Annotated in this window: 15 protein-coding genes; 1 reads left to right on the plus strand and 14 read right to left on the minus strand. The window is 72.0% G+C overall.

Annotation, left to right across the window (positions count from 1 at the left end):
• Positions 1–9: 9 nt before the first annotated feature.
• The 14 genes from ACH4PU_RS09390 to ACH4PU_RS09455 all read right to left on the minus strand — a co-directional run bounded on the left by ACH4PU_RS09390 (position 10) and on the right by ACH4PU_RS09455 (position 16,708).
• Positions 10–741 carry a methyltransferase domain-containing protein gene (locus ACH4PU_RS09390; RefSeq protein ID WP_398268405.1) on the minus strand — a complete coding sequence of 244 codons (732 nt, stop codon included), beginning with the start codon at positions 739–741 and terminating at the stop codon, positions 10–12.
• Positions 738–1,751, minus strand: a complete 1,014-nt coding sequence (locus ACH4PU_RS09395) for an SDR family NAD(P)-dependent oxidoreductase (protein WP_398268408.1) — start codon at positions 1,749–1,751, stop codon at positions 738–740. Before ACH4PU_RS09395 ends, ACH4PU_RS09390 begins: the two co-directional genes overlap by 4 nt.
• Complete coding sequence (locus ACH4PU_RS09400) at positions 1,748–3,040, minus strand: nucleotide disphospho-sugar-binding domain-containing protein (protein WP_398268410.1); 1,293 nt, start codon at positions 3,038–3,040, stop codon at positions 1,748–1,750. The genes ACH4PU_RS09395 and ACH4PU_RS09400 overlap by 4 nt, the downstream gene beginning before the upstream one ends.
• A gap of 47 nt (positions 3,041–3,087) precedes the next feature.
• Positions 3,088–3,759, minus strand: a complete 672-nt coding sequence (locus ACH4PU_RS09405; protein ID WP_398268413.1) for a phytanoyl-CoA dioxygenase family protein — start codon at positions 3,757–3,759, stop codon at positions 3,088–3,090.
• A gap of 47 nt (positions 3,760–3,806) precedes the next feature.
• Complete coding sequence (locus ACH4PU_RS09410) at positions 3,807–4,523, minus strand: class I SAM-dependent methyltransferase (protein ID WP_398268416.1); 717 nt, start codon at positions 4,521–4,523, stop codon at positions 3,807–3,809.
• A 71-nt stretch (positions 4,524–4,594) separates the two neighbouring features.
• Complete coding sequence (locus ACH4PU_RS09415) at positions 4,595–5,623, minus strand: NAD-dependent epimerase/dehydratase family protein (RefSeq protein WP_398268419.1); 1,029 nt, start codon at positions 5,621–5,623, stop codon at positions 4,595–4,597.
• 59 nt (positions 5,624–5,682) lie between these two features.
• Positions 5,683–6,735: a dTDP-glucose 4,6-dehydratase gene (gene rfbB / locus ACH4PU_RS09420; RefSeq protein WP_398268422.1), complete on the minus strand. Its 1,053-nt coding sequence runs from the start codon at positions 6,733–6,735 to the stop codon at positions 5,683–5,685.
• A gap of 29 nt (positions 6,736–6,764) precedes the next feature.
• On the minus strand, positions 6,765–7,832 hold the full coding sequence (locus ACH4PU_RS09425; protein ID WP_398268425.1) for a glucose-1-phosphate thymidylyltransferase: 1,068 nt from the start codon (positions 7,830–7,832) through the stop codon (positions 6,765–6,767).
• A 191-nt stretch (positions 7,833–8,023) separates the two neighbouring features.
• A complete protein-coding gene (locus ACH4PU_RS09430; protein ID WP_398268428.1) occupies positions 8,024–11,842 on the minus strand; it encodes a type I polyketide synthase in 3,819 nt (1,272 codons plus the stop codon).
• A gap of 32 nt (positions 11,843–11,874) precedes the next feature.
• A complete protein-coding gene (locus ACH4PU_RS09435) occupies positions 11,875–12,909 on the minus strand; it encodes a ketoacyl-ACP synthase III family protein (RefSeq protein WP_398268431.1) in 1,035 nt (344 codons plus the stop codon).
• 152 nt (positions 12,910–13,061) lie between these two features.
• The gene (locus ACH4PU_RS09440; protein WP_398268434.1) at positions 13,062–14,477 is read right to left on the minus strand and encodes a cation:proton antiporter; all 1,416 of its coding nucleotides are present in this window, start codon (positions 14,475–14,477) and stop codon (positions 13,062–13,064) included.
• A 13-nt stretch (positions 14,478–14,490) separates the two neighbouring features.
• Positions 14,491–15,714 (minus strand): class I SAM-dependent methyltransferase, encoded by a 1,224-nt coding sequence (locus ACH4PU_RS09445; protein WP_398268437.1) that lies wholly within the window; start codon positions 15,712–15,714, stop codon positions 14,491–14,493.
• The gene (locus ACH4PU_RS09450; RefSeq protein WP_398268440.1) at positions 15,711–16,328 is read right to left on the minus strand and encodes an NAD(P)-dependent oxidoreductase; all 618 of its coding nucleotides are present in this window, start codon (positions 16,326–16,328) and stop codon (positions 15,711–15,713) included. Before ACH4PU_RS09450 ends, ACH4PU_RS09445 begins: the two co-directional genes overlap by 4 nt.
• Before the next feature lie 74 nt (positions 16,329–16,402).
• Positions 16,403–16,708, minus strand: a complete 306-nt coding sequence (locus ACH4PU_RS09455; protein ID WP_398268443.1) for a cupin domain-containing protein — start codon at positions 16,706–16,708, stop codon at positions 16,403–16,405.
• A gap of 519 nt (positions 16,709–17,227) precedes the next feature.
• Here ACH4PU_RS09455 and ACH4PU_RS09460 point away from each other — a divergent pair.
• Positions 17,228–17,479 carry a LuxR C-terminal-related transcriptional regulator gene (locus ACH4PU_RS09460; protein WP_398268446.1) on the plus strand — a complete coding sequence of 84 codons (252 nt, stop codon included), beginning with the start codon at positions 17,228–17,230 and terminating at the stop codon, positions 17,477–17,479.
• The last annotated feature ends 236 nt before the right edge of the window (positions 17,480–17,715 follow it).

Below are 17,715 nucleotides of genomic sequence, written 5' to 3' on the forward strand. Positions count from 1 at the left end.
TGGGGGACTTCACGCGGACGCCCCTTCTTCCTCGTCCCTGCGCAGGGTGAGGAAGCAGACGCCGCCCTGGTCCACCAGCGACCCGGGGACGGGCGTCAGCCCGGCCTCCGCCGCGAGCTTGCCGACCACGTCGCTGCCGAGCCAGGACATGAACCCCTTCACGGCGACCGGGTGGGCACCCGGGTAGCTCGCCACGTACTCGTGGAACTGCGGCCTGGTGACGTCGCCGAAGTCCAGGTAGTTGAAGAGGAACCGGCCGCCGGGGCGCAGCACGCGGCGGATCTCGCGCAGGTAGAGGAAGACCTCGAAGGCGTTCAGGTGGATGAACACGTTGAGCGCGAACCCGGCGTCGAACGAGGCGTCCGGCAGCCCGGCCAGATAGTCGTTCCGGATGTGGTGGTACTCGACGTTCGGGACCCCCGCGCAGGTGGCGCGGGTCTTGTCCAGGAACGACTGGCTGACGTCCGCGCACAGCAGGCTGTTGACCCGGGGCGCCAGCTCGCGGGCCATGACGCCCTCGCCGCTGCCGATCTCGAACAGGTCGACGCCCTGGTGCAGGGAGAGCGCCTCCGTGAGCTGCCCGATCCGCTCGGCGCGGTCGCGCAGGTACTCGTCGCGCGGCTGGTAGCCGGCGAGCCGCACCTGCATCCCCTCGGCGTCGTCCCACTCCCAGACGACGTTGAGGTCCTCGACGCTCCGCGGCATGCGCACGCCCTTGCCGGCCGGTGTCTCGCTTGTCATGCCGCCTCACTCCTGATGTCGCTCGAACCATTCACGCCGTCGCGGGCGATCTCCCGCGGATAGGCGGTCTGCCACCAGTCGAGGGTGCGCTTGATGCCCTCGGCGAGCGGCACTTCGGGCTGCCAGCCCAGCTTCGTCCTGGCGGTCTCGATGTCGGGGCGGCGCCGGCCCGGCTCGTCCTCCGTGGGCGGGCGGTACTCGGTCCGCAGCTCCACTCCCGCGTGCGCGGCGATCGCCTCCGCGATCTCCCGGACGGTCATCTCCACGGTCGCGCCGATGTTGACCGGGCCCGGGAAGGACGACTCCATCAGCGCCAGCAGGCCCCGCACGGTGTCCTCGACGTAACACAGCGAACGGGTCTGCTCGCCACTGCCGTTGATGGTCAGCGGCTCGCCGGCGAGTGCCTGGTCGATGAAGGTCGGCACCACCCGCCCGTCCTCGCGCCGCATCCGCGGACCGTAGGAGTTGAACAGCCGGGCGATGCCGGTGTCCGCGCCCAGCGTGCGGGCGTAGGCGGCGGTCAGCGCCTCGGTGAACCGCTTGGCCTCGTCGTACACCGACCGCGGGCCGATCGGGTTGACGTTGCCCCAGTAGGTCTCGGGCTGCGGGTGCTCGACGGGGTCGCCGTAGACCTCCGAGGTGGAGGCGACCACGAAGCGGGCGCCGTGCTCCAGCGCCAGCCGCAGCGCGTTCTCGGTGCCGGCCGAGCCGACGCGCAGCGTCTCCAGCGGCAGCGCCAGGTAGTCCAGGGGGGAGGCCGGCGACGCCAGGTGGACGACGTGGTGGACCGGTCCCTCGACGTGGAACGGCTCGGTCACGTCGGCCACCAGCAGGGTGAACCGCTCCTCGCCGGCCAGCGCCTCGACGTTGGCGGCCCTGCCGGTCGACAGGTTGTCCACGGCGACCACCGACAGGCCCCGCTCGACGAGCCGTTCGCACAGGTGGGAGCCGATGAAGCCGGCACCCCCGGTGACCACGGCCCGCTGGCCCTTCTCGAGTCCGATCGTCACGCGACCCTCCGAAGCTCGTTGGCCTTCCCCACGGCCTCGGCGACGTCCTCCGCCGCCAGCCCGCCGTCCGCCACCAGGCGTTCCAGCAGTCCGGCGATCACGGCGGGCGAGGGCGCCCGCTCGACGCCGTCCCGCAGCTTCTCCGCCGCCAGGCGGTAGCGGTGGTCGAACAGCACGCCGCGCAGCGCCTCGTCGATCTTCTCGGCGGTGGCCTCCAGGCCGGAGAGGGTCACCGTCGCGCCGGTGGGGTCGACGCGCCGGCCGCAGACCAGCGTGTCGTAGTTGAGGGCGAGGGAGAGCTGGGGGATCCCCGCCACGATGCCGTTCATGTAGCAGTTGGCGCTGCCGTGGTGGATCAGCAGGTCGCAGTACGGAAGGATCAGCTCCAGCGGACAGTTGCGCAGCACCCGGACGCCGTCGGGCAGCGACCCGAGCTGCTCCACCTGCTCCGGCGGCGCCGTGAGCACCACCTCCGCGCCCTGCCGCACCGCCGCGTCGACGGCGTGCCGCAGCGCCGGGACGTCGGAGCCGAAGATGCCCGACGCCGAGTTGCCCCAGACCACGCAGACGCGCTTGCCGCGGACCGGCCCGAGCTGCCAGGGGTCCGCGCTCTGCGCGCCGTTGTAGGGCACGTAGCGCATGGGCAGCCGCAGCGCGTCGCCGAGCGGAGGGATCGCCGAGTCCGGCGAGGGGTCCACCGCGTACCGGATGCGGTCGCGGCCCCAGTCGACCCCGTACTTCTCGAAGCACGACAGCGGGTCCGCCGAGACGAGGTCGAGCCCCGGCTCGGTCTCCACGGTCCCGATGAACCCGGGGGAGACGTAGACGCTGGGCACGCCCCGGAGCGCGGCGACCAGCGCGCCCTCGACCGCCATGATGTCGTGCACCACCAGGTCGGGCTTCCAGTGGTCGCCGAAGCTCACCGCGTTGTCGTAGCTGCGCTGCACCGCGTCGATCGACTTCTGCCAGAAGTCGCGCAGGTCGGAGGCGTCGAAGTCGTTGAGCGACTCCATCGGCTCCCCGGTGAACGGGTGCAGCGGCAGCGGCCGCGGGCCGGACTGCGGCGGCGTGTACATGGCCTGCACGTAGAACGCCAGCCGCGCGCTCTCCATCATGTCCGGCGCGTCGAGCACCGGGACCGGCATCAGGCCGGCCGCGGCGACCCCGCGCACCTGCGACGGCGGGCACGCCACGCGGATCTCGTGCCCCGCGCCGCGCAGCGCCCAGGCCAGGGGCACCATGCACATGTAATGTCCCGCCCAGTTCGAGGCGGTGAACATAATCCTCATCCGAAAGACTCCCTGACCTGCCGTTCGATGTCTGCCTGGCCTGCGGCTCAGGGCGCCGGCGGTGCGGCCGGGTCGGCGTACTCGATGACGATGGTCCGCCGCCAGCGGCCGCCGGCGTTCGGGCCGGAACCGTGGACGAGCCGGACGTCGTGCACCACCACGTCTCCCTGGCTCACCGGGACCTGGGCGACGGGCCCGGCGGCGCGCACCTCCGCCACCACGGCGTCGTCGGGGAGCAGGTGCGACCCCGGGACCGCCGTCAGACAGCCGTTCTCCGGACTCGCGTCGTCCAGGCAGATGCTCAGGTTGCAGACCGTGCGCGGGCCGACGTTGACGCGGTCGCGGTGCCAGGGCACCTCGGCGGCCCGGTACGGCTCCTTGAGGACGAGTGCGTACGCGGTGGGGACGACCGGGCCGTCCAGGAACGCGGCGGCGAGCGCGGCTAGTTCCTCGCGGTGCAGCAGGTCCCGCTCCGGGGCCCAGTCCTGCTTCTCCAGGTTGTGCACGCGGTAGAGGACGGGGCGCTCGTCGCCCTCGACGGGGAAGTTCCAGTAGTCGTCGGAGCGCAGGCCCTCGTCGGTGAAGCGGGCGATGAGCCGCTCGGCCCCCGCCTTGAGGCGGGCGATCGCGTCCGGGTCGAGGACCGGGCCCGCGTTCGCGAAGCCGTCCCGCCGGAACCGCTCGATCGCCTCGGCGCGGTCGTGTGTCGCCGTGGTCATGGGGTCATCCGCTCCTTTCGCTCCGTCCTCGCCTCGTCCTCCTCGCGTCACGGGCGAGGGACGCCGGGCTTGCGGGCGGCCGTGACGATGTTGCAGACCTCGGGGGTGACCCGCTCCTGGAGGACCTCGACGTCGGTGAAGCCGGCCTGCTCCAGGGCGCGCATCAGCGACGGCCGGTCCAGCCAGCGCACGTCGACGCTGAGGCCGCGGGCCTGCGGCTCGGGGTGGTCCTCGCGGACGGGGTGGAACGCGTAGCCGTCGACGACGTCCAGGCCCTCCGAGCTGCCCCAGTAGTGGGTGGAGAGGTAGAGGCAGTCGGAGACGGAGCCGATGTCCGCGAGCAGCTCCCAGGGGCGCTGCACGTGGTAGAGGAGGCCCGCGCACAGCGTGGCGTCGAAGTGGCCGAGGGCGGCGAAGTCCATCGACTCGACGTCGGCGAGCCGCAGTTCGACGTTGGAGACGCCGTGCAGCTCCATGACGAACTCGGCGCGGCGCAGGTTCTCCTCGCGGCCCTCCAGGGCGAGGATCTCGACGCCGTCCTGCCCGGCCATGGCGAGGGTGTCCGCGCCTTCCAGCGCACCGAGCTCCAGGACGCGCTTGGCCTGCGGGAACGCGCCGAAGAAGGCGTCGGCCCGGTCCTGCGGCGGCTGGCTCAGCAGGTAGTCGCGGGTGGACGCGGTGGCGTACCGGACCCCGTTGTAGACGAAGTCGCCCACCCACGGCTCGAGTTCGCTGACCCGGCGCTGGATCTCAAGGTCGTTCACTGCGGTGTTCCTCCACTATCAGGTGCGTTGCGGCGCGGGACGGGCTGGGGGCGGGCTGGGGGCAGGGGTACTCAGCGGTCGGCGGCGCTCAGCCGGTCGGCCACGCACTGCGCCCACTCCGGGACGTGCTCCCCGCCGATCTCGAGGGCGAACGAGGGGCTCAGCTCGGCGGGGCCGACGGAGGCGGCCCAGGCGGCGGTCCGGGAGAGCCCGTCCGCCAGCGGGGTGTCCGCCCAGTCGCCGAAGACCTCGCGGGCCTCGTCGGTGGCGGTGTAGGCGACCATCACCTCGTCCCGGGCGGGCAGGTGCACGATGGGGTGGTCGGGGGTGCCGGCCGCCCGGCGCACGGCCTGGGCGAGCTCCAGCACGGTGTTGGTGCGGGACGAGCCGACGTTGAAGGCCCGGCCCCAGGCCGCCTCGGTCTCGGGGGCGCGGACGATGACGTCCACGATGTCCTTCACATAGCTGAACGCCCGGACCTGGCCGCCGTCGCCGTAGACGGAGATCGGCTCCCCGCGCAGGATCTGGTTGAAGAAGATGGCGACCGCGTTGCGGTACGGGTCGCGCATGTTCTGCCATTCGCCGTACACGTTGTGCATACGGAACGCCGTGAAGGGCAGGCCCTGGGTGCGCATGGTCGTTTCCAGCTCGCGCTCGACCGTGAGCTTGGCGTTGCCGTAGCTGTCGGCCGGGACCGGGACCGACGACTCCCGCATCGGGGTCTCGCCGTGGCCGTACACCGCGACCGAGGACGCGAAGCAGAAGAAGGAGACCCCGTGGTGCAGGGCGGCGTTGATGAGGTTCACGCTGCCCATGACGTTGGTGCCGTAGTTGAGGCTCTTGACCGAGTGGCTGATGGCCTCGGCGGCGAACGCCGCGAAGTGGAAGACGCGGTCGAACCGTTGCTCCGCGAAAAGCTTGTCGACCAGCTCCGCGTCGGTCACCGAGCCGACGAACAGCTCCGCACCGTCGGGTACGCGCTCGGCGCTGCCGCCGCTGAGGTCGTCGAGGACCGACACCCGGTGCCCGAGGCCGAGCAGGGACTCCGCCACGTGCGAGCCGATGAAGCCGGCTCCGCCGGTCACCAGACAGTGCGCCATCGAAAACTCCTGGATGTCACGCGAAAAAGGGATGGGGTCAGGGAAGGGGGCGGTGGGTGCTACGCGGACCGGCCGGCGACGGCCGGCGTCGCGGCCTCGGACCGCGCGCGCTCGTCGAGCGGCTCCCACCAGTCCCGGTTCTCGGCGTACCAGCGCACGGTGTCGGCGAGGCCCTGCTCGAAGGGCACCCGCGGTGTGTAGCCGAGCGCGCGGAGCCGGGCGTCGGAGAGCGAGTAGCGGCGGTCGTGGCCCTTGCGGTCGGCGACGCGCTCCACCCGGTCCCAGTCGGCGCCGAGCGCGGCCAGCAGGTGCCGCGTGAGCTCCAGATTGGTCAACTCGGCCGTGCCGGCGATGTGGTAGACCTGCCCCGGCAGACCGCGCTCGGCGACCAGCCGGATGCCGCGGACGTGGTCGGAGACGTGCACCCAGTCGCGGACGTTGCCGCCGTCGCCGTACAGCGGGATGCCGTATCCGTCCAGCAGCCGGGTGGTGAACAGCGGGACGACCTTCTCCGGGAACTGGTAGGGCCCGTAGTTGTTGCCGCACCGCGTCACGCTCACCGGCAGCCCGTGGGTCCGGGCGTAGGCCAGGGCGACCATGTCGCCGCCCGCCTTCGACGCCGCGTAGGGCGAGTTGGGCGCGATCAGCGCGTCCTCGTCCCACGAGCCGGTCTCGATGCTGCCGTACACCTCGTCGGTGGAGACCTGCACGATCCTGCGCGTCCCGGCCTCCATGCACACCTGCATCAGGGCCTGGACGCCCAGCACATTGGTGCGGATGAAGGGGGCCGCGTCGGCGATCGACCGGTCGACGTGCGACTCCGCCGCGAAGTTGACCACCAGGTCGTGGCCGGGGACGACGTCGGCGAGCAGCCGGGTGTCGCAGATGTCGCCGTGGACGAAGGTGTACCGGCCGTCGACCGGGGCCAGGTTGGCCAGGTTCCCGGCGTAGGTCAGCTTGTCCAGCACGGTCACCCGCGCCGGGCCGCCGTCCCGGATCAGCTCGCGCACGTAGTGCGAGCCGATGAAGCCCGCCCCGCCGATGACGAGGACGTTCCGTCCCCGCTCGGCGCCCGTGCCGCCGTCCCGCTCGTCTTCGCCGCCCGTGTTCACCGTCGCGTCCCCCGCTTCCGCACGCCCGTTCAACAGCCGACCCGGACCCGGCTGTGGTCTCCCAGCACCAGGCGGTGCGCGGTCGACGTCCGGGGGGCGGCGTTCACCTCGGTCTCGCGGCCGATCACCGAGTCCTCGACCCGGGCGACTCCCTCGATGGAGGCGCCGCGCAGGACGATGGAGTACTGGATCTCGCTGTGCGCGATCCGGCAGTTGCCGTCGATGGAGGTGAAGGGGCCGACGTAGGAGTCCTGCACCACCGTGTCGGCGCCGATGACGGCGGGGCCGACGATGCGGGAACCGGTGATCTTCGCCCCGGCCTCCACCACGACCCGGCCCACGAGTTCGCTGGCCTCGTCCACCTCGCCGTCGACGCGGCCCTCGACGGTCTCCAGCACGTGGCGGTTCATCTCCAGGACGTCGTCGACGCCGGCGATGTCCTTCCAGTAGCGGTCGATGACCGTGGAGCCGACCCGGTGCCCCTGGTCCACCAGCCACTGCACCGCGTCGGTGATCTCCAGCTCGTCGCGCCAGGAGGGCTTGATGCCGGCCACGGCCTCGTGCACCAGCGGGCTGAAGGCGTAGACGCCGACGATCGCCAGGTCGCTCCGTGGGTCCTGGGGCTTCTCGACGACGGCGGTCACCCGGCCGTCCACGTCCAGTTCGGCCACGCCGAACCGGCGGGGGTCGTCGACGCGGGCGAGCATGACCTGCGCGGCGGCCTTGTCCCGGCGGAAGTCCTCGACGAAGTCGACGATGCCGTCCACGACGTAGTTGTCGCCGAGGTACATGACGAAGTCGTCGTCGCCGAGGAAGTCACGGGAGATGAGCACGGCGTCGGCCAGCCCGCGCGGGGCGTCCTGCTGGAGGTAGGTGACGTTCAGTCCGAACTGCGCGCCGTCCCCCACGGCGGCCCGGATCTCCGTGGCGGTGGCCCCGACGACCATTCCGACCTCGGTTATCCCGGCCTCCTTGATGGAATTCAGCACATAGGAGAGAACGGGGATATTGGCCACCGGAATCAGCTGTTTGGCCGAGGTGTGCGTGATCGGCCGCAATCTCGAACCGACCCCGCCCACCAATATGAGCGCCTTCATATCCCGCACCTTACGATCAGCGTCGTTGGCTCGACTCGTTTCAAGGGAACTCCAGGTGGCATTGGCTTTCTCCGCTCAAGAACGATCGTAGTGGCGTGTCCTTCGGGTTTTCCCTAGGTTTCGGGGCCGCCGGCGGCGGGATATTCACCCCGCCGCCGTCCCGTGCGGACACGCGTCGCACCGTTCGTGAATCAGGACGCCCGGACGTCCTCCGCCGGACCGCCGGCGAGGCGTTCGGTCAGGTGGTCGGCGATGTCGCTGATGGTGGGCAGCTTCCAGAAGACGTTGGCGGGTACGTCTTGGCCGACGCGCTTCTCCAGCCGGCGGCGGACGACCACCGTCATCACCGAGTCGAGCCCCTGCTCCACCAGCGGGCGGCGGACGTGCAGGTCCGCGGGCGCCAGCCGCATCTCCTGCGCGATCTGCGCGCGCACCTCGTCGAGCACCCGCTGCCGCAGCTCGTCGGGCGACAGGCCCGCGAACGACACCGCGTCCGCGTCCGCCTTCCGGCCCGGCTCGTCGGCGGCCGGCGCGGCCGGCTGCTCGACCACCGGGTAGCGCAGGCCGCGCAGGCTCGCCACCGGGCGGCCGTCCGGGTCGGTGACCAGGGCGTGCACGGTGTCGGCGACCCCGGGATCGAGCACGACCTCGACCGTCGCCGCGTCCGGGGGCGTGCCGTGGACGGTGATCTCGTCCACCCGCACGACCATGCGGAGTTGCGGGAGGCCCATGAAGGCGGCGGGTGCGATGGACATCACGGCGTCCAGCAGTGGGGCCCAGGAGGTGGTGTCGGGCGAGGCGACGCGGGCGTGCAGCACGCCGAAGCCGGCGGACAGGTTCTCGACCGTCCAGTCGAAACCGGTCGAGGGCACGCCCACCTCGGCCAGCCGCCGCGCGACCAGCCCGGGGTCGGCGGGTTCGAGCCGGTGCTCGGCCGGGTCCAGGAGCGACCGCGACGCCAGGGCGGCGAGGTCGGGCGCGGCGGTGCCGGACGCGCAGTGGACGAGCCAGGCGGGGTTCGGGTCGGACGCGTCCGCGACCGTACGGGAGGCCAGCCGGACCACGTCGCCCTCCTGGACGACCTGGATCTGCCGCTGCCCCGCGGTGAGCACGGGGTGGGTCATCGTCATGTCCCGCAGGGCGCGGGGCTCCCCGCCCCCGGCCGCCGCGTCCAGGAACGTGACCGCCAGCACGGCGGCCGGGACGATCTCCACGCCGTTGAGGGCGTGGCTGCCCGGGTACGGGCGGCTGTCGTCGTCCAGCGTGCTGTGCCACAGCTTCACCTCGCTGCCCGCGACGGCGGCGGGGGTGCCCAGCAGGGTGTGCGACGCGACGTCGTGGCCCCGCCCGGCCGTCCGCGACCCGGCGATGGAGCGCCAGAGCGAGCGGTGCCGCCAGGGGTACGGCGGCAGGTCCGCCAGGTCCCCGTTCGGCTGGAGCGCCGTCCAGTCCACGGTCACGCCGTGGCAGTGGGCCGCGCCCACGGCCGCGTCGAAGGTGCGCGCCTCGGGCTTGTCGCGCCGCAGCGTCGTGCCGACGAACACGTCCTCCACGCCGCGCTCGGCCAGCGTCTCGTGGACCGAGTGCGTGACCACGGGGTGCGGGGCCAGCTCGACGAACGCCCGGTGGCCGTCCTCGGCCGCGGCGGTGACCGCCGCGGCGAGCCGCACCGGGTTGCGCAGGTTGCCCGCCCAGTACGCGCCGTCGGCGGTCATCGCGGCCCGCGGGTCCGCGAGCGCCGTCGTGTAGAGGGGGGTGTGCGGGGTGCGCGGCCGCAGCTCGTCGCAGGCGGTGCGGAGCCGGTCCAGCAGGGGGTCCATGTGCGGGCTGTGGAAGGCCACGTCGGAGGCGACGCGCCGGACCACCAGCCCCTCCTCCGTCCAGCGGCCGACGACCTCGTCCACCGCGCCGGGGTCGCCCGAGACGACGGTGGACGACGTCGAGGACGCGATGGCGGCGACGACCGCGCCGTTCCCCGCGAGCCGCTCGGCGACCTCGTCGAACGGCAGGTTCACCATCGCCATCGCGCCGCGCCCGGCGGCCTCGCGCAGCAGCAGCGACCTTCGGCAGATCAGCCGGGCCCCGTCGGCCGTGGTCAGCGCCCCGGCGGTGACGGCGGCGGCGATCTCGCCGACCGAGTGGCCGATGACGGCGGCGGGCTCGACGCCCCGGGACCGCCACAGCGCGGCGAGCCCGAGCTGCATCGCGAAGATCATGGTCTGGGCGCGGTGGACCTCGGCGTGGTCGCCCTCCACCAGCACCTCGCGGGGCGAGAAGCCGATCTCCTCCTTGAACACCGGCTCCAGCTCGTCGATCGCCGCGGCGAACACCGGCTCGGACTCCAGCAGTTCCCGGCCCATCCCGGCCCACTGGGAACCGTGGCCCGAGAACACCCAGACGGGACGGGCGGTGTCCGGCAGCACGGCCCCGGTGACGAGACCGGGCGCCGGCTCCCCGGCGGCCAGCGCGCGCAGCCCGGCGGCCAGTTCGCCGCGGCCGGCCGCCACGACGGCCGCCCGGTGGGCGAGCGGGGAGCGCCGGTGGGCCAGGGTGTGCCCGAGCGAGGCCGGGTCCACGCCCTCCTCGACCAGGCCGGCGAGCGCGCCGGCGTGCTCGCGGAGCGCCTCGGGGGAGGCGGCGGAGAGCGGGAACACCGTTCCGGCCGGTTCCGGCGCGGGGCGGGCGGGCGCGGCGGGCGCCTGCTCCAGGACCACGTGGGCCACGGTGCCGCCGTAGCCGAAGCCGGACACGGCGGCGCGGCGGGGGTGCGGGCGCCCGGGCCACGGCACCGCGCCGGTGGCCAGCCGGATGGCGTGGCCGTCCCAGTCGATCTCGGGGTTCGGGTCGCCGTCCAGCAGGGTGGCCGGGATGCTGTCCCGTCCCAGGGCGAGGATGGCCTTGATGACCCCGGCGACGCCCGCGGCGCCTTCCAGGTGGCCGATGTTGGACTTCACCGTCCCGACCACGCACGGCTCCCCGCCGGCGCGGTCCTGCCCGTAGACCGCGCCGATCGCGCCGATCTCCATGGGGTCGCCGAGGCGGGTGCCGGTGCCGTGGGCCTCCACGTAGTCGACCGTGCCGGCGTCGACGCCCGCGGCGGTCAGGGCGCGCCGCATGACGTGCTCCTGGGCTTGGCCGCAGGGGGCCATGATGCCGTTGGTGCGCCCGTCCTGGTTGACCGCGCTGCCGCGCAGCACCGCCAGCACCCGGTCGCCGTCGCGTTCGGCGTCCGACAGCAGCTTGAGGACCAGCACGCCACAGCCCTCGCCGCGGCCGTAGCCGTCGGCGGACGCGGAGAACGGCTTGCTGCGGCCGTCGGGCGCCAGCGCGCCGGCCGTGCCCAGGGCGATCGTCTGGCCGGGCGACACCAGCAGATTGACGCCGCCGGCCAGGGCCAGGGTGCACTCGCCGAGCCGCAGGCTCTGCGCGGCGGTGTGCAGCGCCACCAGGGAGGCGGAGCACGCGGTGTCGACGGAGAGGCTGGGGCCGCGCAGGTCGAGGGCGTGGGAGACGCGGTTCGACACGGCGCACACGGCCGCGCCGATCCCCGTCCAGGCGTCGATGCCCGGCAGGTCCTCCAGCCGGCCGGCGCCGTAGTCGTAGGTGCAGACGCCGGCGAACACCCCGGTGTCGGTGCCCGCCAGGGTGTGCGGCGCGATGCCCGCGTGCTCCAGCGCCTGCCAGGCCACCTCCAGCATGAGGCGCTGCTGCGGGTCCATCAGCTCGGCCTCGCGCGGGGAGATGCCGAAGAACTCGGCGTCGAAACCGGCGATGTCGCCGTCCAGGTAGCTGCCGGAACGGATGGCCTTCCGCAGCGCGGCGTCGAACCGCGGGCCGAAGTCCCGGTACTCCTTCCAGCGGTCGGTGGGCATGTCGCCGACGGTGTTGCGGCCGGCCGCCAGCAGGTCCCAGAACCCGTCGGGCGAGTCGACGCCGCCGGGGAACCGGCAGCCGATCCCGACCACGGCCACCGGGGGGAGGGAGTCTGCCGGGTGTGCGAGGGGTGTCACGGGCGTGTTCCGTTCGTCGTTGCCGGTATTCGTCATGCGTCCCAGTCCGGCGATTCGAGAACCTGAAGGACGGCGCTGGACACCACGAGGCCAGGGGCGGTGGCGAGTTGCAGGACGTGGTCGCCGGGGGCGAGCTCACCGGTCCGTACGAGGTGTTCCATGGAGAGCAGGTGGTCGCTGGCCCCGCAGTGGCCGATTCCCCGGCCGAATTCCCAGGTCGAACGGGACAGCGGCAGCCCCCAGGCCGCCATGCAGCGCTGTTCGACCACTTCCCGTGAGTAGTTCATGAAGGAGACGCGGGCGACGTCCGCCATCCCGATGCCGGCACCCGCCAGGGCGCGCTCGGCGATCTCGGTCATGTGGTCCTGGATGTCGGCCATCGCGAGGGACGCCGGGCTCCGGGTGGCGAACTGCTGGCCGATGCGGGCGCTGAAGTCGGTCGGACGGCCCCGGGTGATGCTCGGCGGGAACAGCGGCTCGTCGCCCCGGTGCAGCGCCTCGATCTCCGGCAGGCCCTTGGACGCCAGCGAGCACAGCCGGGCGAAGCCGGGCCGCTTGGTCAGCACCAGGGCCGAGGCGGCGTCACCGCCGATGAAGCCGGGGCCCATCCGCCACCGGTCGACCAGTGGCGTCCCGTAGTTGTCGGCGGCGACGATCAGCGCGCTCGTGCGGTGCGGGTCGGCCCGCAAGTAGGCGGCGGCGAGTTCCAGCGCGCTGAAGACGCCGTTGCAGCCCTGCCGGATCTCCAGGGCGAGCATGTCCCCGCCCACCAGGTGCCGCTGGAGGTACGCCTGGGGCGGCCAGCCGTCCGGGCCCTGGTGCCAGGTGCTCGCGTACAGCAGCAGATCGAATTCCGTCGGCGATCCGCCCCACCGTTTCACCGCCTGCTGCGCCGCCCGCAAGGCCATTTCCGGAGGGGGGATGTCGCCGGCGATCGCGACCCCGCCGAGTTCGTGCGCCTCGGCTTCCTCGGCCGGGTAGAGGCCGCGTTCCACGGCCCATTCGACGCTCACCACGGGCGGTACGAAAACGCCGAGAGCACCGATGTACAGGTCGGCTATCTGCACCAACCCACCTCCCTGTTTTCAGGTTTACTGGACCCGGCGCGCACAGCAGGTCATTCCGCGCCGATCATAAGCAGCGGCACGCCGGCATTTTCGAAGGAATCACCTAGACCCGGCCCCGGCATTTCGTGTCCGGAATTCGCGATGTCGCCGGGTCAGCGGACGACGGCCGCCGCCTTCGCGGGAGCGGGCGCGGCGCGGCGCGCCTCGGCGCGGTCGAGCAGGTCGAGCAGTGGTGCGGTCATGACGGTGGCGCACAGGGTGACCATGACGAGCATGGTGAACAGCGCCGGCGACAGGACGCCGAGGTCGAGGCCGATGGTGAGGATCACCAGCTCGGTCAGTCCGCGGCAGTTCATGAGCACGCCGATGCGCAGGGCGTCGACGCGCTCCACCGACATCAGCGCCGCCGCGGCCGCGCTGCCCGTCAACTTCCCTGCCACGGCGACCAGCAGGGCGACACCGGCCCACACCCACAGGGCCCCGCCGCCCTCACCGAGCCGCAGCAGATCGGTTTTCACCCCGACCGAGGCGAAGAACGGGGGCAGCAGCACGGCCGTGACGAGTTCCTGGAGTTTGCCGCGGGCGTTCTCCAGGGCCGGCGCCGTCTTCGGGCAGATGGCGCCGAAGAGGAAGGCGCCGAAGATGAGGTGGATGCCGATGAGTTCGGTGGCGACCGCCGACAGCAGGACGCCGGGGACGATCAGGGTGAGCACGCCGCCGTCGGCGAGCCGGCGCTCGGACCGCTCCAGGACGCGGCGCAGGGCGGGGCGGACGAGCACCACCATGACGCCGAAGAAGGCCGCGGTGAGCGCGAGGGTGCGCAGCACGCCCAGGGGCGAACCGCCGCGCAGCAGCGCGACGAGGCCCGCGAGCAGCAGCCAGCAGGCGAGGTCGGCGGTGGCGGCCCCCACGATGGCGTACGCGCCCGCCCGGGACTGGAGCATGCCGCGTTCCATCAGCAGCCGGGCCAGCACGGGGAAGGCGGTCACGCTCATGGAGATGCCCAGGAAGAGGGTGAACGGCAGGAAGCCGACGCCCTCCGGGGCGTAGCCGGTGTACAGCGCGTACCCCAGGCCGCAGCCGAGCGCGAACGACAGGCAGACGCCGACGACCCCCACGGCGACACCGGTGCGGCCCGCGTCCTCGTGCTGGGCGTCGCCGAACTCCATGCCGATCAGGAACATGAACAGCGCCAGCCCGATCTGGGCGACGAGGTTGAGGTACGAGTGGAGGGCGGCGGGGAAGAGGGCGTCGTAGGCCCGGGGGGCGACGAGGCCGAGCACCGAGGGGCCGAGGACGATCCCGGAGACCATCTCGCCGACCACGCGCGGCTGCGACAGGTACCGGCTCGCCAGCGTCCCGAGGCCCCGCGCGACGGCCACCACCACGGCGAGGGCGAGCAGCAGCTGCCAGGCCTCGACGCGCGATCCGCCGTGCGCGGTGCTCCCGCCGGACCGCCCGCCGCCCTTGCCCGCGCTCCCGTGCCACAGCAGCAGGGCCGCGGCCAGCAGCGGCAGGACGGACAGCAGGCAGACGGCGAGCAGCCGGGTGCCGCCGCGCGTTCTCATCCCCGGCACCGCGTCACACCACTTCCAGGGTGGGCAGCGGGAAGACCAGCTTGCCCCCGGAGGCCAGGAAGTCGCGTTCCCGGGCGATCATCGCGTCCCGGTAGATCCACGGGAGGACCAGGAACTGGTCGGGTGCGAGCGCCCGGGCCTCCTTCTCGGAGACGATCGGGATGTCCGTGCCGGGCGTGTAGCAGCCGAACTTGTCCTCGTTCACCTCGGCGATGCAGGGCAGGAGCGCCTCGTCCAGACCGCAGTACTGGAGGATGACGTTGCCCTTGGTGGAGGCGCCGTATCCGAGGGTGCGCAGCCCCTTGTCCCGCGAGGCGGTGAGGAAGTCCATGAGCCGGTCGCGGGATTCCTCGGTCCGCCGGGCGAACTCCGCGTAGGGCAGGTCCGTCTCGCCGGCGCGGATCCGGGCCAGTGCCTGCTCGTCGGCCTCGCGCGGGGAGTCGCTCCGGGCCAGGACGAGGGAGAGGCTCCCGCCGTAGACGGGGGTCAGCTCGGCGTCCACGACCTTCAGGCCGGTGCGTTCGGCCATCCACTCGATCTGGCGGAGCCCGTAGTAGTCCAGGTGCTCGTGGCAGACGACGTCGTAGGCGGCGGCGTGGAGCATCGACGGCAGGTAGCTCTGCTCGGTCACCCAGATGCCGTCGTCCGCCAGGACGTCGCGGATCTCCCGCATGAAGTCCATGGGGCGGGGCAGGTCGTAGAACATCGCGATCGAGGTGACGACCTTGGCGCGGCGGCCGCCGAGCAGCCCGGCCGCGAAGAAGTCGGGGATCAGCTCGGCGCCCGGCGGGTAGGTCGCGGCGAAGACGGAGGCGGCGGGGTCGACGCCGACCAGGGAGGGGCCGCCGGAGGGGTAGGCCGCCAGCAGGGTGCCGTCGTTGCTGCCGATGTCCAGGACGAGGTCGCCGGGGCCGAGGTCGACCGTCTTCGTGATGGCGGCGACCTTGCCGCGCAGGTGGTCCGCCATGGAACGGTTGAGGCTGGACCGGTAGCCGTAGCCCTCGCCGTACATGAGGCCGAAGTCGGCGGTGTGCCGCAGCTGCACCAGCTCGCAGCCGGCGGGCGAGCAGCGCACCAGCTCCAGGGGGACGTACGGTACGGCCTCGCCGCGGGTCTGCGGGAACACACCGGTGAGTGCCTGCGGACCGAGGTCGAGCACGGGCAGCAACTCGGTGTTGTCGCAGATCCGGCAACGGTCGATCACTGTCGAGTGACCGGTCGTGGTCATGATTCTCCAGTCAGTGCTCTGCTACGGGCCCCGAGCCAGCCGATGACATCGGCGGCGTCCGGCCAGTCGGGCCGGCTGTCCAGGGGGAACTGGTCGTCCTTCCATGTGCCGGCGAAGACGGAACGCGAGCCGACCGCGTCCCTGATCTCCCGCAGGCTGACCGTCGTCCGCGCGCCCACTTCCCACAGCCCCTCGGCGTCGAGGTGCGAGGCCACCCAGCGGCCGCACCACTCGACGGGGGCGAAGCTCTGCCGCGAATCGCCGTGCGCGTAGACCGGCTGGTCCCCGAGGAGGTCCATGAGGACGCCCTTGGTGTTGTCGTCGCCGTACATGGGGCCCAGGCGGACGATCAGGTGGTCCGCGCAGAGCTCCTCGGCCTCGGCCCGGTTCCTGCCGTAGGGGGTGTCCGGCTGGGTGCGGGCGGAGAGGGTGCTGATCTGGACGAAGCGGCCCCACTCCCAGTCGCGGAGGAGCGCCCGGGTCTTGTCGACCGTCTCGCGGCGGTCCTCGTCGGGGTGGTGCCGGGCCCAGTAACGCCGGGACGGACACGCGGCGTTGACCAGGACGTCGAAGGGGCCGCTGCGGCGGGCCTCCTCGTAGGTCGCACGGGTCACGGGAATCGCCGTGGGTCCCAGCGCCCGGGTGATGGCGGCGCCGACGAATCCGCCGGCCCCGACCACCGCGACCCTCACTTGCGCTCCAGGGTGTGCGGCAGCGGCTCGACCTGCACCAGCGGCGGGTCGCACTCGTCCCAGGGCTTGGTGAGCATGGCGATGAACGTCAGCGGCGTGATGGCATGGACGGCGTGCATGATGCCCGCCGGCGTCCTGGTGCAGATGCCGCGCGAGACGTGGATGAACTCTTCCTTGCAGTCGGGGTCGTCGGCGTCGTCCTTGGTGACCAGCACGCCCGAGCCCTCGACGAAGAGCAGGTATTCGACGAAGTGCGGGTGATAGTGCAGACCGCGCACCTTTCCCGGGTACAGGTGCAGCATATTGAATTCCAGGATGGGTTCCGGAGGAACCCAGGTGAAAATTCCGCCGCGACCGTCCCGCACCGTGTCAAGGTTGCAGGTCGGTTGGAGCACCTCGATTTTCATGCCGTCTCCCCTCGTTCCGCCACAGATTCGCAGGCGTTGAGGATAAGGCGTACATGTATGAGGAATTTGCTAGTCCTGCCGGCGGTGGCCCCCCCCGGCCGCGGGCCGCCGCCGGCCGCGGGCGCCGTTTGACGTCCTGTGCGGGCCTGTCGACGTCCTGTGAGGGGTCCGGCCCTTCAGGCGCCCCGTTACCCGTGGTTATGCATTCAGAACGGACAAGTGGCACCTGTACGGGATGCCGGAATCCGTCCCATTTGCTCGGACAACCCAATGCCTGAGAACTGCGGCTTCCACTTGTACAAAAGTCCACTACTCGCCGTGTTGAACTTGTGGGTAGAAATGGACCCGCCGCCGGTACCCGGGTCCGCTACGGCGCTCTCCCCTTCTCAGCGCTCTTCCCTCAGGGAGTACTAGGTGACCACCGCCCCCACGACGTTATCCACCCTGGACGCCAAGATCATGGAGCGCATCGCCGCAGGCGAGCGCACCACTTGCATCGCAAACAAGCTCTACCTCAGCCGTCAGGGTGTCGAGTATCACGTCAGCAAGATGATGGAGCGCTTCCGGGTGCCCAACCGCACCGCGCTCGTCGCCAAGGCCTACGCCATGGGAATCCTGGGGTCGGAGGCATGGCCCCCCAGGGTCCTTCAGGACCGCATCAATTGAGCCGCCGCCGTGGGCGATAGCGGGCGGCTTCGTGGCCGGGCTGGACAAAACGCGCATATGGCCGGTGCGAGTTTTGCCGAAACCGGCTTTGATGCCGCCCGCGGGTGCGATGGCGCCAGGCGGGCTTGAAGTCCCCTTACTGAGCGTCTTTCATCCTGAGTAGTTGCAGTTCAGGAGGGTGTGGACGGCGGCCACGATGCGACTGATGCGGTTGGTGGAGCATCGGGCTCGTCGGA

It is taken from the genome of Streptomyces sp. NPDC021100 (genome assembly GCF_044333095.1).
Lineage (GTDB): Bacteria > Actinomycetota > Actinomycetes > Streptomycetales > Streptomycetaceae > Streptomyces.